This is a genomic window from Mesorhizobium sp. CNPSo 4684 (genome assembly GCF_057784315.1).
In genome coordinates this window covers 1-13,277 of sequence record NZ_JBWLUX010000028.1, presented here as the reverse complement: position 1 = coordinate 13,277, position 13,277 = coordinate 1, and the positions used below count along the sequence as shown (strand labels likewise).

The 13,277-nt window shown below is 63.3% G+C and carries 11 protein-coding genes and 1 riboswitch; of the genes, 7 read left to right on the top strand and 4 right to left on the bottom strand.

The window, feature by feature from the left end; genetic code table 11:
- Window positions 1-53 precede the first annotated feature (53 nt).
- The 4 genes from AC04SG_RS23835 to serA all read left to right on the top strand — a co-directional run bounded on the left by AC04SG_RS23835 (window position 54) and on the right by serA (window position 4,917).
- A complete protein-coding gene (locus tag AC04SG_RS23835; RefSeq protein ID WP_488553044.1) occupies window positions 54-869 on the top strand; it encodes an outer membrane protein in 816 nt (271 codons plus the stop codon).
- Window positions 870-1,098: 229 nt separating this feature from the next.
- Window positions 1,099-1,872, top strand: a complete 774-nt coding sequence (locus AC04SG_RS23830) for an outer membrane protein (RefSeq protein WP_203280171.1) — start codon at window positions 1,099-1,101, stop codon at window positions 1,870-1,872.
- A 201-nt stretch (window positions 1,873-2,073) separates the two neighbouring features.
- A complete protein-coding gene (locus AC04SG_RS23825; RefSeq protein ID WP_488553043.1) occupies window positions 2,074-3,249 on the top strand; it encodes a phosphoserine transaminase in 1,176 nt (391 codons plus the stop codon).
- A 66-nt stretch (window positions 3,250-3,315) separates the two neighbouring features.
- Window positions 3,316-4,917, top strand: a complete 1,602-nt coding sequence (serA, locus tag AC04SG_RS23820; RefSeq protein ID WP_488553042.1) for a phosphoglycerate dehydrogenase — start codon at window positions 3,316-3,318, stop codon at window positions 4,915-4,917.
- 111 nt (window positions 4,918-5,028) lie between these two features.
- Here the strand turns inward: serA and AC04SG_RS23815 are convergent, their stop codons facing one another.
- Window positions 5,029-5,952: a DMT family transporter gene (locus AC04SG_RS23815; RefSeq protein ID WP_488553041.1), complete on the bottom strand. Its 924-nt coding sequence runs from the start codon at window positions 5,950-5,952 to the stop codon at window positions 5,029-5,031.
- 211 nt (window positions 5,953-6,163) lie between these two features.
- Here AC04SG_RS23815 and AC04SG_RS23810 point away from each other — a divergent pair, with 211 nt between their 5' ends.
- Both AC04SG_RS23810 and AC04SG_RS23805 read left to right on the top strand, forming a co-directional pair.
- Window positions 6,164-7,462, top strand: coding sequence for an adenylosuccinate synthase (locus AC04SG_RS23810; protein WP_203280175.1), 1,299 nt, complete (start codon window positions 6,164-6,166; stop codon window positions 7,460-7,462).
- Between the two features lie 76 nt (window positions 7,463-7,538).
- Window positions 7,539-9,212 (top strand): hypothetical protein, encoded by a 1,674-nt coding sequence (locus AC04SG_RS23805; RefSeq protein ID WP_488553040.1) that lies wholly within the window; start codon window positions 7,539-7,541, stop codon window positions 9,210-9,212.
- 51 nt (window positions 9,213-9,263) lie between these two features.
- Here the strand turns inward: AC04SG_RS23805 and AC04SG_RS23800 are convergent, their stop codons facing one another.
- The 3 genes from AC04SG_RS23800 to AC04SG_RS23790 all read right to left on the bottom strand — a co-directional run bounded on the left by AC04SG_RS23800 (window position 9,264) and on the right by AC04SG_RS23790 (window position 12,044).
- Entirely contained in the window at window positions 9,264-9,500 is a 237-nt protein-coding gene (locus AC04SG_RS23800) for a type II toxin-antitoxin system CcdA family antitoxin (protein WP_352556679.1), read from the bottom strand.
- Window positions 9,501-9,562: 62 nt separating this feature from the next.
- Window positions 9,563-11,383 carry an ABC-F family ATP-binding cassette domain-containing protein gene (locus tag AC04SG_RS23795; protein ID WP_488553039.1) on the bottom strand — a complete coding sequence of 607 codons (1,821 nt, stop codon included), beginning with the start codon at window positions 11,381-11,383 and terminating at the stop codon, window positions 9,563-9,565.
- Between the two features lies 1 nt (window position 11,384).
- Window positions 11,385-12,044, bottom strand: a complete 660-nt coding sequence (locus AC04SG_RS23790) for a thiamine diphosphokinase (protein WP_488553038.1) — start codon at window positions 12,042-12,044, stop codon at window positions 11,385-11,387.
- 183 nt (window positions 12,045-12,227) lie between these two features.
- Window positions 12,228-12,344, top strand: a riboswitch (TPP riboswitch).
- A gap of 44 nt (window positions 12,345-12,388) precedes the next feature.
- On the opposite strand from AC04SG_RS23790, the gene thiB reads away from it, so the two are divergent.
- A partial coding sequence (thiB, locus tag AC04SG_RS23785; RefSeq protein ID WP_488553037.1) for a thiamine ABC transporter substrate binding subunit occupies window positions 12,389-13,277 on the top strand: 889 nt, incomplete at its 3' end.

The following is a 13,277-nucleotide window of genomic DNA, read 5'->3' as shown; positions in this document are numbered from 1 at the left end:
CAATCATATTCGGGCGGGTTGGATTTTCCCGACGGTTCTCAGGGGTGACAAGCATGTTCAATACAGCAAAAATGGCTCTCCTTGCCGCGCTGTTCGCAGGCGTGGCCGGGCCGGTTTTCGCCGCCGATCTGGCGGAAACGCCGGTGGTCGAGGAAGCGCCGCCGCCTGTGGCCTATGAGCCGCCCGCCGATTTCGGCGGCTGGTACATCCGCGGCGACATCGACTATCATAAGTCGGATTTGCGCGGCATCGACTATATCACCTACGGGCCGCCTCCCGGCAGCAATGTTTTCGATTCCGGCGAGCTTAAGGGCGGCTTCTCACTCGGCGCCGGCATTGGCTACAAGATCAACGATCATTTCCGTACCGACCTGACAGCCGACTATTGGTTCGCTTCGGACTTCAACGGATCAACCAACGATGGCGTTACGACATCGGTCGAAGTGTCGAAAATGAGCGCATTGCTGCTCTTGGCCAACGCCTATTACGATATCGGCACCTGGCACGGCATCACGCCTTATGTTGGCGCTGGCATCGGCGGCGCGCACGTCAAATGGGATACCGTCCACGACCCGAACACAACCGAGACCAACCCCGGGTCGAAGAATTGGCGCTTTGCCTACGCGCTCATGGCCGGCGCGTCCTATTGCCTTACCGACAGGGTGATCCTGGATGCCGGCTATCGCTACTCTCACATTGAGGGAGGCCGCATGTTCGACTTCGACGTGAGCAGTTCCGGACCCGGCTTCGACCATGGCATCAACACACATGAGGTACGCGGCGGTCTGCGCTATCAGTTCGGCGGCAATAATGGTTGCACATCGCCGGAACCCTACGTTCCCGAGCCGGAGCCGATCTACACCAAGTAGTCGCTTCGAAATCCTGGAATTTTGCCAACCGCCCGGTTATGCCGGGCGGTTTTCGTTTGGCGATTGCGGTGCATTTCAATCGGTCGCGTGCGCTGAAGAAAGCCTATCGAAATCAATTCGGTAACGCCGCGTTATCCTTAACCCGCACTTAACCACTATGGTTAACAATGCCTGCTGAAACGGCGCTTGCAATCAAATGACGCGCGCCAATTTCAGGAGCCGGGGACCCATGAATTTCAAATCGCTGACAGTGCCGGCGCTCGCCGCACTCGTGCTTGCTCCGCTGACGCCCGCGCAGGCCGCCGACTACGATCCGCCGGTCTATGTCGATCAGGCGCCGGACTATCAACCGGTCGAGGTCGGCTCGGGCTGGTATCTGCGCGGCGACGTCTCCTATCTCGCGCAGAAGAGCTACCAGGATCAGGATTTCACCTTCGCGCCGGCGAGCTTCAGCGAAAAGCAGGATCCGGCCTTTGCCAGCATCGGCTTCGGTTATCATTTCAACGACTATCTGCGCGCCGATATCAATCTCGGCTATCTGCCGGGCAACAAGGTTGGCATCCACTATGACGACACCGCGACCGTGATACCGCCGGCCACGGCAACGGTGGCGGCGGCGTCCCTGGAGAATTATTCCCTATCGGGGATGGTCAATGGCTATGTCGATCTTGGCACTTATGTCGGGATCACGCCCTATTTGGGTGCCGGCATCGGGCTGGTCCGGAGCAAATACAAGCTGTCGGCGAGTTACTTCACCGACAATCTCGACCCTACGGATGATTTCGTCCGGAGCGACAACAAGACCCAGTATGCCTTGGCCTATACGCTGGATGCGGGCCTGGCCTATCAGGTGACCAAGAATGTTTCCGTCGATCTCGGCTATCAGTATTTTTCGGCGCCGGATGCCGAATATGTCACTGCCGCGAGCCTGACCTCGTATCCGATCCGCAAGGGCATCAGCAATCATCAGGTCAAACTCGGGCTGCGCTACGACCTCTGGTAGGCTGGCTGTAGACACGAAGCCTGACGGCGGATCTTTTCGATCCGCCGTTTGCGTTTGGGCTCACGACATCCTGATCGCGGATCGCTTGTATCTTGTCCGCGACAAAAACTTTCCTCTTGACGCCTGATGGCTGAACGCATATCGCCGTCCGTGGGCCACCCCTCCCCAACGAGGGGCCACTATCTGGAAGGATAGACCACGATGACGACGCATACGAAGCCCGGACTCCGTCCGGCAAACCCCAATTTCTCCTCAGGTCCCTGCGCAAAGCGCCCCGGCTGGTCGGTCGAGGCGCTGAAGAACGCTGCGCTCGGCCGTTCCCACCGCGCCAAGATCGGCAAGACCAAGCTCGAACAGGCGATCGAGCTGACGCAGGAAATTCTCCAGGTCCCAGCGGACTACCGCATCGGCATCGTGCCGGCGTCGGACACAGGTGCCGTCGAGATGGCGCTGTGGTCGCTGCTTGGCGAGCGCGGCGTCGACATGGTCGCCTGGGAAAGCTTTGGCTCCGGCTGGGTGACCGATGTCGTCAAGCAGCTGAAGCTCGCCGATACCAGAAAGATCGAAGCGGGTTATGGCGAGCTGCCTGATCTGGCGAAGATCGATTTCGACCGCGACGTGGTCTTCACCTGGAACGGCACGACCTCAGGCGTTCGGGTGCCGAACGGCGATTTCATTCCGGCCGACCGCAAAGGGTTGACCATCTGCGACGCGACCTCGGCCGCCTTCGCCCAGAGGCTCGATTTCCAGAAGCTGGATGTCGTCACCTTCTCCTGGCAGAAAGTGTTGGGCGGCGAGGGCGCGCACGGCATGCTGATCCTCAGCCCGCGCGCCGTCGAGCGGCTGGAAACCTACAAGCCGGCGTGGCCGCTGCCAAAGATCTTCCGCCTGACGTCGGGCGGCAAGCTGATCGAAGGCATCTTCAAAGGCGAGACCATCAACACGCCGTCTATGCTGTGCGTCGAGGATTATCTCGACGCGCTCAATTGGGCGAAGTCGATCGGCGGTCTCGACGCGTTGATTGCCAGAGCGGATGCCAACGCCGCTGTGCTCGACGGCTTTGTCGACAGATCCTCATGGCTCGGCCATCTCGCAGTCGATGCGGCGACAAGGTCCAACACTTCCGTGTGTCTGTCCTTCACCGACGCTCAAGTCGCGGCACTCGATGCCGACGGACAGGCGGCTTTCGCCAAGGGGCTCGTGTCGGTGCTCGACAAGGAAGGCGTTGCCTATGACATCGGCGCCTATCGCGACGCACCGCCCGGCCTGCGCATCTGGTGTGGCGCGACGGTCGAGACAGCCGACCTCGAAGCACTGCTGCCCTGGCTCGACTGGGCCTTTGCCGCGCAGAAGGCGTCGCTGAAAGCGGCGGCCTGAGATTTCTTGCGGCGGCCTTTGGGCCGCCCATTCCCACGGATCAAGTTCCATTTGAAGGAGGTCGCCATGGCGCCCCGCGTTCTCGTCTCAGACAAACTCTCCACCACTGCCGTGCAGATCTTCAAAGACCGCGGCATCGAGGTCGACTACCTGCCCGATCTCGGCAAGGACAAGGAAAAACTGCTTGAAGTCATCGACCAATATGACGGTCTTGCCATCCGCTCGGCGACCAAGGTCACCGAAAAGCTGATCAACGCCGCCACCAGGCTGAAGGTCGTGGGCCGTGCCGGCATCGGCGTCGACAATGTCGACATCCCGGCGGCGAGCCGCAAGGGCATCATCGTGATGAACACGCCGTTCGGCAATTCGATCACCACCGCCGAGCATGCGGTGGCGATGATCTTCGCGCTGGCCCGCCAGATTCCGGAGGCCAACGCCTCCACCCATGCCGGCAAATGGGAAAAGAACCGCTTCATGGGCATCGAGATCACCGGCAAGACGCTGGGTGTCATCGGCTGCGGTAACATCGGGTCGATCGTCGCCACGCGCGGCGTCGGGCTGAAGATGCATGTCATTGCCTTCGACCCGTTCCTGTCGGACAGCCGCGCCGAGGAGCTCGGCGTCGAAAAAGTAGAGCTCGATGAGCTGTTCGCCCGCGCCGACTTCATCACCTTGCATACGCCGCTGACCGACAAGACGCGCAACATTATCGACGCCGCCGCGATCGCCAAGATGAAGACCGGCGTGCGCATCATCAATTGTGCGCGTGGCGGGCTGATCGTCGAGGCCGATCTGGTCGCGGCGCTGAAGAGCGGCAAGGTGGCAGGCGCCGGCATCGACGTGTTCGAGGTCGAACCGGCGGAGAACCACGAATTGTTCGGTATGGAGAATGTCGTGGCAACGCCGCATCTCGGCGCTTCGACCACCGAAGCGCAGGAGAATGTCGCGCTGCATGTCGCCGAGCAGATGTCGGACTACCTGATCAAGGGTGCCATTTCCAACGCCATCAACATGCCGTCGATCACCGCCGAGGAAGCGCCGCGGCTGAAGCCTTTCGTCAAGCTGGCCGAAGTGCTCGGCGCCTTCGTCGGCCAGGTCACCGAGGATCCGATCAAGGAGGTCGAGATCCTGTTCGACGGCTCGACCGCGACGATGAACACACGCGCGCTGATCAGCGCCACGCTTGCCGGCCTGATCCGGCCGCAGGTCTCCGACGTCAACATGGTGTCGGCGCCGATCATGGTGAAGGAGCGCGGCATCATCGTTGCCGAGGTCAAGCGCGACAAGTCGGGCGTGTTCGACGGCTACATCAAGCTGACGGTCAAGACCGAGCACATGACGCGCTCGATCGCCGGCACCTGCTTCTCCGACGGCAAGCCGCGGTTCATCCAGATCAAGGGCATCAATCTCGACGCCGAGGTCGGCCAGCACATGCTCTACACAACCAATGCCGATGCGCCCGGCATTATCGGGCTGCTGGGCACGGTGTGCGGCGAGAACGGCGTCAACATCGCCAATTTCCAGCTGGGACGTAATCGGCCAGGCGGCGACGCGATTGCGCTGCTCTATCTCGATGCGCCGTTCCCGGAGAATGTGCTGGAACAGGTCAAGGCGCACAAGTCGATCGACTCGGCCAAACGGCTGCAGTTCGACGTCAACGCGACGTGATCCTGACGTAGCGACGGAATCGAAGGCGCGGACTTTGTCGGGCGCAATCCCAAGGGAAAGCGCTGCGCGCTTTTCCCGGGAAAAGCGGTTCCCACTTTTGCCGGGATTGCTCTAGTCCGCGCCTTCTTCGTTTAAGACCAGCGGCAGGTCCGCCATCTTGCGCCCGCTATATTCGGCGAGCGAGATGCCGCCCAGCACCAGGACGAGCGCCAGCGCCTGGTAGAGCTGGAATGTCTCGCCGACGATCAGCACCGACAGCAGCGTGCCGAAGATCGGCACCAGGTTGATGAACAGGCCGGCCCGGTTGGCGCCGATCAGTTCGTTGCCCCTGATGTAGAGGATCTGCGAAATGACCGAGGCGCCGACCGCGGTGTAGACAATGATCAGCCAGCCGCTGATATCGGGGACGATGACCTTGCCAGCCGCGGCTTCCCACAGGACAAAAGGCAGCGAGGTGATCAGCGCGGCGATCGACAGCGCCAGCATCAGGCTTTGCCAGCGCATCTCCGGTTTCAGCCGCAGCCCGACCGAGTAGCCGCTGTAGAGGATGACGGCGATCAGCATGATGGCGTCGCCGAAATTGAGTTCCAACGTCAGCAGCCGGCGCGGGTCGCCGTGGCAGGCGGTCAGCACCACGCCCGCAATGGTCAGTACGACGCCGGCGATCTGCGCCGAATTCACCCGCAGGCGGAAAAAGATGAAATTGGCGACGATGATCACAATCGGCATCGCCGCCTGTTCGATCGAGACGTTGATCGCGGTTGTATAGTTGAGCGCCGTGTAGAAGATGGTGTTGAACAAGGTGAAGCCGCAGGCGCCAAGCATGCCGAGCAGCAGCCAGTGTTTGCGCACCACCGGCCAGTCTTCGCGGATCGTGCGCCAGCCGATCGGCAACATGATCGCCACCGCCAGAACCCAGCGCAGGAAGACCAGCATCATCGGCGAGACATGGTCGATCGCCAGCTTGCCGGCGACGGAATTGCCACCCCACAGCAAGGTGGTGACCAGCAGGAACAGGTAGGCGCGTCGATGCATGGCAGGATTCCGGCAGCCGCAGAAGCTGCGGTGTTGCCGGCCTAAGGCCCCCGCCAGCCCAAGTAAATGATGTCAAAGCCGAAAATTGTTGTGCCTCAGGGCATTTTCGGCGGCAAAGAAAGGTCGCACTTGCGAGGTCTTGACGCTATAGAGGCCTGTCGTTTCGAACCATATCCAGGCCGCCAGGGCGGCATCTCAAGGGAAAAGAAACATGGCCAATGTGGTGGTCGTCGGCTCGCAATGGGGCGACGAAGGCAAGGGCAAGATCGTCGACTGGTTGTCGGAGCGCGCCGACGTGGTCGTGCGCTTCCAGGGTGGCCACAATGCCGGCCACACGCTGGTCGTCGACGGCAAGGTCTACAAACTGTCGCTGCTGCCATCCGGCGTGGTGCGGCAGGGCAAGCTGTCGATCATCGGCAATGGCGTCGTCTTCGACCCGCACGCCTTTGTCGCTGAAGTGGCAAAACTCAAGGCGCAAGGCGTCGAGGTGACGCCGGACCGCCTGAAAATAGCCGAAAACACCGCGCTTATCCTGTCGCTGCACCGGGAACTGGACGGATTCCGCGAGGACGCCGCCTCCAATTCCGGCACAAAAATTGGCACGACCCGTCGTGGCATCGGCCCCGCCTACGAGGACAAGGTGGGCCGGCGCGCGGTTCGGGTGATGGATCTGGCGGATTTGGAAACGCTGCCCCTCAAGGTCGACAGGCTGCTGACGCATCACAATGCGCTGCGTCGCGGGCTTGGCCATGCCGAAGTCACCCATGAGGCGATCATGACCGAGCTGACCTCGGTCGCCGATGAGATCCTGCCCTATATGGACCGCGTCTGGAAAATCCTCGACGACAAGCGCCGCGCCGGCGAGCGCATCCTGTTCGAGGGCGCACAAGGCACGCTGCTCGATATCGACCACGGCACTTATCCGTTCGTCACCTCGTCCAACACCGTCGCCGGCCAGGCGGCGGCCGGTTCGGGTGTCGGCCCGGGCGCCATCGGCTATGTGCTGGGCATCACCAAGGCCTATACGACGCGTGTCGGCGAAGGTCCGTTTCCGACCGAGCAGAAGAACGAAATCGGCGAGTTCCTCGGCACGCGCGGCCACGAATTCGGGGTCGTCACCGGCCGCAAGCGCCGCTGCGGCTGGTTCGACGCCGTGCTGGTGCGCCAGGCCGTCGCCGTCAACGGCATCAAGGGCATCGCGCTGACCAAGCTCGACGTGCTCGATGGACTGGACGAGATCAAGGTCTGCACGGGTTACCGGCTCGACGGCGAAATGATCGACTATCTGCCGGCCAGCCAGGGCGCGCAGGCGCGCGTCGAACCGGTCTACGAGACGCTGGAGGGCTGGAAAGGCACCACCGCCGGCGCGCGCAGCTGGAACGACCTTCCGGCGCAGGCCGTCAAATATGTCCGCTACATCGAGGAGCTCATCGGCGCACCGGTCGCGCTCCTTTCCACCAGCCCGGAGCGGGACGACACGATACTTGTGACCGATCCGTTTCAAGACTAGTTTTCTGAAGCCTTTCCGGGCATCGCGGCTGATTTGCGGGGGCCGGCGCGGAAACAAAATACAGGTCGACTGAAGCATGGCAGATTTCGTTGCTATTCTGAAAAGGGCGCTCGACAAGCACGGCGACGAGACGCCCGAAAAGCGTACGCGCATTTATGACAGCGTTCGCACCATGCTGGCGAAGAAGCTTGCGGACTATTCGCCGCCGCTGGCCACCGAAGCCATAACGACGCAGAAACGCTCCCTGGAAGACGCTATTGCAAGCGTCGAGCGCGACTATGCCAAACCGGCGCCGGCATCCGATCCGCTGGCGGAACTGGAGCACATCTTCTCCTCCATCGACCGCAACAAGAACCAATCCAGCCATGTCAAGCCGCTCGCCGCGCCTGCACCTGCCTGGCAGCCGGCGAAACCCGTGCAGCCGGCGCCTGCCACCCGGGCGGAGCCGAGCTGGCAGCGGCCCGCGCCGACACCGCCGCCGCCCGCTTCGCGCGCAGAAACCATCAACGAGCAGGCTGCGGAACTGGACGCCGCCGACGATAGCGCCGATGTGTTTGCCAATGACGAGCAGCCGGCCGCTGACACGTTCCAGCGCCTGCGCCCGGCCGAGCGCAAGCGCAGCTATGGCGGGCTGATCGCCGCTGTCGTCGCGCTGCTGGTGGTCGCCGGCGGCGGCTACGGCATCTGGCTGAACAAGGATGCGTTTGGCTCGATGTTCGGTGTCGGCGACACCAAGACGGTCTCGACCGAACCGCTGGTCAAGCCGGCGCCGGCCAAGCCCGCGGCCGAGGCGCCCGCACCGGCAGCTGCCGGCGAGGGAACGAAATTCACGCAGCGCCTTACGCCCGAAGGCGGTGAGACCGACCCTGGTCCCGCGGCCGGCCAAAGCGGCATTGGCGAGGGCGAATCCGTCGCCGCGCTGACCACGCCACCGCCTCCGGCTCCGGCACCTGCGGCTCCGGCCCCTGCGGCGCCAGCGCCGGCGACCCCAGCGCCCGGCGATACCGCAGCCACGGTGGCGCCCGCAACGCCGGCGCCTGACGCTTCCGCCACGCCACCGGCAACGCCGCCAGCCGATGGCGCCGCGCCGCCGGCCAATGGGGCAGCACCGGCTGATGCCGCGGCCACGCCGCCAGCGCCCGCAACCGGCACGCCGCCCGCGGCACCGACGGCCGCCGCTCCGGAGCCAACCGTTGCGGTCGGCCAGAAGGCGATCTTCTATGAGGAACGCACCTCGACAGCGCAGGGCTCGGCCGAACCCGGCAGCATCGTCTGGTCGCTGGTGCAGGAATCGCCTGGCGGGGACCTGCCGCCGGAACCGGCGATTCGCGCCGAAGCGAGCATTCCCGGCAAGGACATCCAACTGCGCATGACCATCCGCCGCAACACCGACCAGACGCTGCCGGCCAGCCACATCATCGAGATGATCTTCCTGACACCCGAGGGCTTTGACGGCGGCGGCGTCGACAACATCCTGCGCGTTGCCATGAAGAGCTCGGAGCAGGATGCCGGCAGCCCGCTGATCGGCATCCCGGCCAAGATCGCCGACGGCTTCTTCCTGGTGGCGCTCAACGACACCAAGGCCGACGAGGACGCCAATCTGACCTTGCTTCGCGGGCAGGACTGGATCGACGTGCCGGTCGTCTACAAGACCGGACGCCGGGCGCTGCTGACCATGGAAAAGGGCATCCCCGGCGAGAAAGTGTTCGACGAGGCGCTGAAGGCCTGGCAGGCGAAGACGGCGGGCTGATAGGCAGCGTTAAAGCTGCCTGCTCTTTCCCCGAGCGGCGAGCGGGCCAGCTCAAAACGGGCGATGCTTGGCTAGCGGCAGCCCGTTTCGCCTGACGTAGTCGTTCCAGCTTTCGATGGCATCCTTGTTTTCTTCTTGCCATCGGCGTGTCTTTTCCGCAGCGATCACCTTCGCAAGGCCGGTCTCGGCGGCGCGACCGATGTCGATCCCCAAGGCCCTCGCTTCTTCGATCAATCGGAGGTCAATGGAAAGTTTGAGCGATTTTCGCGACGACTGAGCATCAGCCATTTGAACAGCCCTATCCATACCTACGGACAAGAGCATGGCAGCGCGCTTGAAAGACAGCAAGCTCAGCCTTCCATCTCCTCGCGCAGCATTTCCAGTTCCAGCCACTCTTCCTCGAGTGCTGCCAGCGTGGCGCGTTCCTTGTCGAGGGCGGCGATGGTTTTCTGAAACGAGGCGGGGTCGCGCTCGTAATAGGCGGGGTCGGCGATGTTGTTCTCCAGCCGCGAGATCGAGGCCGCCACCGCTTCGATCTTCTTCGGCAGCGATCCCAGCGCGAATTTCTGCTTGAACGACAGTTTCTTCGCCGGGCCTTTCGGTGCTGCCGCCTCGCTTTTGGCTGATGTCGGCGCTTCGCCAACCTCAGCCTTTGGCCTAGCCTTGCGGTCGTCGAGTCTGGTGCCGCCGCGCTGCGCCAGCATGTCGGAATAGCCGCCGGCATATTCGATCCAGCGGCCGCCACCATCCGGCGCGATGATACTGGTGACGGTGCGGTCGAGGAAGTCGCGGTCGTGGCTGACCAGGATGACGGTGCCGGCGAAGCCAGCGACCAGTTCCTGCAACAGTTCCAGCGTCTCCATGTCGAGATCGTTGGTCGGCTCATCAAGCACCAGAAGGTTCGCCGGCCGCGCCAGGACGCGGGCCAAAAGCAGCCGCGCCCGTTCGCCGCCGGACAGCTCGCGCACCGGCGTGCGCGCCTGCTCCGGCTTGAACAGGAAATCCTTCATGTACGAAACGACATGGCGCTGCTCGCCATTGATGACGAGGTTTTCGCCGCGCCCGTCGGTGAGGTATTGCGCCAGCGTCTCGGCTGGGTCTACCGACTCGCGCTTCTGGTCGAGCGTGGCGATTTCCAGATTGGTGCCGAGCCGCACCGAGCCGGAATCGGGCTTCATCTCGCCGGTCAGCATCTTCAGCAGCGTCGTCTTGCCGGCGCCGTTCGGCCCGACCAGGCCGACGCGATCGCCGCGCTGGATGCGGGTCGAGAAGCCCTTGACCACCGTGAGGTCGCCAAAGCTCTTCTCGATGTTCTTGGCCTCGATCACCAGCTTGCCGGATTCGGCGGCGTCGCTGGCCACCATGGTGGCCGAGCCTTCGGCGCCGCGATGGCCGCGAAAGCGCTGACGCATGGTCTGTAATTCGCCGAGCCGGCGCATGTTGCGCTTGCGCCGCGCCGTCACGCCATAGCGCAGCCAGTGCTCCTCGCGCACGATCTGCCGGCCAAGCTTGTGCTGCTCGCGCTCTTCCTCTTCCAGCACCTGGTCGCGCCATTCCTCGAAATGGCCAAAGCCCTTGTCGAGGCGGCGGGTTTGGCCGCGGTCGAGCCAGACGGTGGCGCGCGAGACGCGTTCGAGGAAGCGGCGGTCGTGCGAGATGACGATCAGCGCCGACGACGTGCGGACAAGCTCCTCCTCCAGCCATTCGATCACCGACAGATCGAGATGGTTGGTCGGCTCATCAAGCAGCAGAATATCGGGCTCCGGCGCCATCACACGAGCAAGTGCGGCGCGGCGCGCCTCGCCGCCGGAGAGGTCGTTGGGGCTTTCCGTGCCGGTGAGGCCTAGATGCTCCATCAGATAGGTGGCGCGGTAGGGATCGTCGGCCGGCCCGAGCCCGGCCTCGACATAGGCGCGCACATTGGCAAAGCCATCCATGTCGGGCATTTGCGGGAGATAGCGCACCGTTGCCGAGGGCTGGCGGAAGACTTCGCCGTCCTGCGGCTCGATCAACCCGGCGGCGATCTTCAGCAGCGTCGACTTGCCGGAGCCGTTGCGGCCGACGAGCGCAATCTTGTCGCCGGCGGATGCCGTGAGTTCGGCGCCGTCGAGCAGCGGCGTGCCGCCGAAGGTCAGTCTTATCCCGTCGAGGTTGAGAAGGGGCGGGGCCATGTCAGCTTTCAGGCAAGGGATAGGGATGAGCGAGCAGCAGCGCGCGGCCATGGCCAAGTGCGATTTCGAGGCCGCCCCCGGTGTTGTCGGACTTGACCTCGTTGGAGATGGTCAGCGACGAGCCGAAGGCGACCTCGACATGGTCGAGCGGCCATTTGGCGCCGGAAACGGTCAGGCCCGAGAGATCGGAAAAGCCGAGCACGGAAAACAACGTGCCGTCGGCGTAGTCGAAGCCGGCCTTGCCCGGCTGCAAGGGCACCCCCTCCTGCGCGCCGCTGGTCAACAGCACTTTCGTGCCGGTCTCGGCCAGCCGCAGGCTGAGCGCCAGATGAAGGTACGCATGGTCGGCGCGCTTGCCACCGAAAGCGCCGACCAGCACCAGGCTGGTGGCGCCGCGCTCCAGTGCGGCGGCGATGGCCAGCTCCCCATCGGTCTTGTCCTTTTCGGGCGGAAATACCTGGCGCGGCACGGCGGCGAGATCGGCGGGAAGGTCCGCGGGCACGGAATCGAAGTCGCCCACCCAAAGCTCCGGCATCAAGCCGAGCATCCGGGCATGGCCGATGCCGGCGTCGGCGGCGATGACGCGCGTGCCTTCGACCTGGCAGTCGAGCCGCGGCGTGCGGATGAGATCGCCGCCAAGCAGGATGGTGAATGTGCTCATATCCGGTGGCCCTTACCAGCCCCGCCGGCGAAACGGAAGGCCGAGCCTTGGCTAGCTTTTTGTTGGAGCATGATCTCCGGACAAAACGGTTCCCGTTTGTCCGAGAAAACCGGTTCCCACTTTTCGGATCATGCTCTGGCAAAGTTCCGCTTGCGTGGCACCTTGGCCGGCCCTATGTGTCGAAACGCTCTAACGGGGTGCCGAACGCGATGTTTTCGCGGGTCGGCTGAGAGGCAGTCTCGCCAACCCGCTGAACCTGATCCGGTTTGTACCGGCGGAGGGATTAGACGCTTCGGACAGACCGACGCCTCAATTCCTTTCAAACACGAATGAAGGAGGTGCCGATGCGCATGTTTTTGTCCCGTCTTGTCCCAGCCCTGGGTCTTGCTTTTTCGCTTCTCGCCGTGCCTGCGTCCGCGCAGGAAAAACTCACCGTCTACACCTATGAGAGTTTCACTGCCGATTGGGGCCCGGGTCCGCAGGTGAAGAAGGAATTCGAAGCCGAATGCGGCTGCAGCGTCGACTTCGTCTCGGTCGCCGATGGCGTCGCGCTGCTCAATCGCGTCAAGCTCGAGGGGGCCTCGACCAAGGCCGATATCGTGCTTGGCCTCGACACCAATTTGACTGCCGAGGCCAAGGCCTCCGGCCTGTTTGTCCCGCATGGCGCGGTGGCTGAAAACAGCGTGCCGGGCGGCTGGAGCGACGATACTTTCGTCCCTTATGACTATGGCTATTTCGCTGTCGTCTATGACACCGAGAAGCTGAAGAACCCGCCCAAGAGCCTGAAGGAACTGGTCGAAGGCGATGCCGCCGACAAGATCGTCATCCAGGATCCGCGCACCTCGACGCCGGGCCTCGGCCTGCTGCTGTGGGTCAAGTCGGTCTATGGCGACAAGGCGCCGGAGGCATGGGCGAAGCTCAAGCCGAAGGTGTTGACGGTGACGCCGGGCTGGAGCGAAGCCTATGGCCTGTTCACCAAGGGCGAGGCGCCGATGGTGCTGTCCTATACGACGTCGCCGGCCTATCACATGGTCGCCGAAAACACCGAACGCTACCAGGCGGCGTCTTTCGAGGAAGGCGAGTATCTGCAGATCGAGGTCGCCGGCATCACCACCACCGGTGCGAAGAACCCGCTGGCGGCAAAGTTTCTCGCCTTCATGACCGGGCCGAAATTCCAGAATGTCATTCCGGAGACCAACTGGATGTTCCCGGCGGGGAAAACCGACAAGCCGC

Excerpts from the sequence above, each read along its gene's own strand:
- AC04SG_RS23795 (WP_488553039.1), bottom strand. The coding sequence starts at position 11,383 with ATGGCCCCGCCCCTTCTCAACCTCGACGGGATAAGACTGACCTTCGGC.
- AC04SG_RS23835 (WP_488553044.1), top strand. The coding sequence starts at position 54 with ATGTTCAATACAGCAAAAATGGCTCTCCTTGCCGCGCTGTTCGCAGGC.
- AC04SG_RS23810 (WP_203280175.1), top strand. The coding sequence starts at position 6,164 with ATGGCCAATGTGGTGGTCGTCGGCTCGCAATGGGGCGACGAAGGCAAG.
- AC04SG_RS23825 (WP_488553043.1), top strand. The coding sequence starts at position 2,074 with ATGACGACGCATACGAAGCCCGGACTCCGTCCGGCAAACCCCAATTTC.
- AC04SG_RS23790 (WP_488553038.1), bottom strand. The coding sequence starts at position 12,044 with ATGAGCACATTCACCATCCTGCTTGGCGGCGATCTCATCCGCACGCCG.
- AC04SG_RS23815 (WP_488553041.1), bottom strand. The coding sequence starts at position 5,952 with ATGCATCGACGCGCCTACCTGTTCCTGCTGGTCACCACCTTGCTGTGG.
- AC04SG_RS23800 (WP_352556679.1), bottom strand. The coding sequence starts at position 9,500 with ATGGCTGATGCTCAGTCGTCGCGAAAATCGCTCAAACTTTCCATTGAC.
- AC04SG_RS23830 (WP_203280171.1), top strand. The coding sequence starts at position 1,099 with ATGAATTTCAAATCGCTGACAGTGCCGGCGCTCGCCGCACTCGTGCTT.
- serA (WP_488553042.1), top strand. The coding sequence starts at position 3,316 with ATGGCGCCCCGCGTTCTCGTCTCAGACAAACTCTCCACCACTGCCGTG.
- AC04SG_RS23805 (WP_488553040.1), top strand. The coding sequence starts at position 7,539 with ATGGCAGATTTCGTTGCTATTCTGAAAAGGGCGCTCGACAAGCACGGC.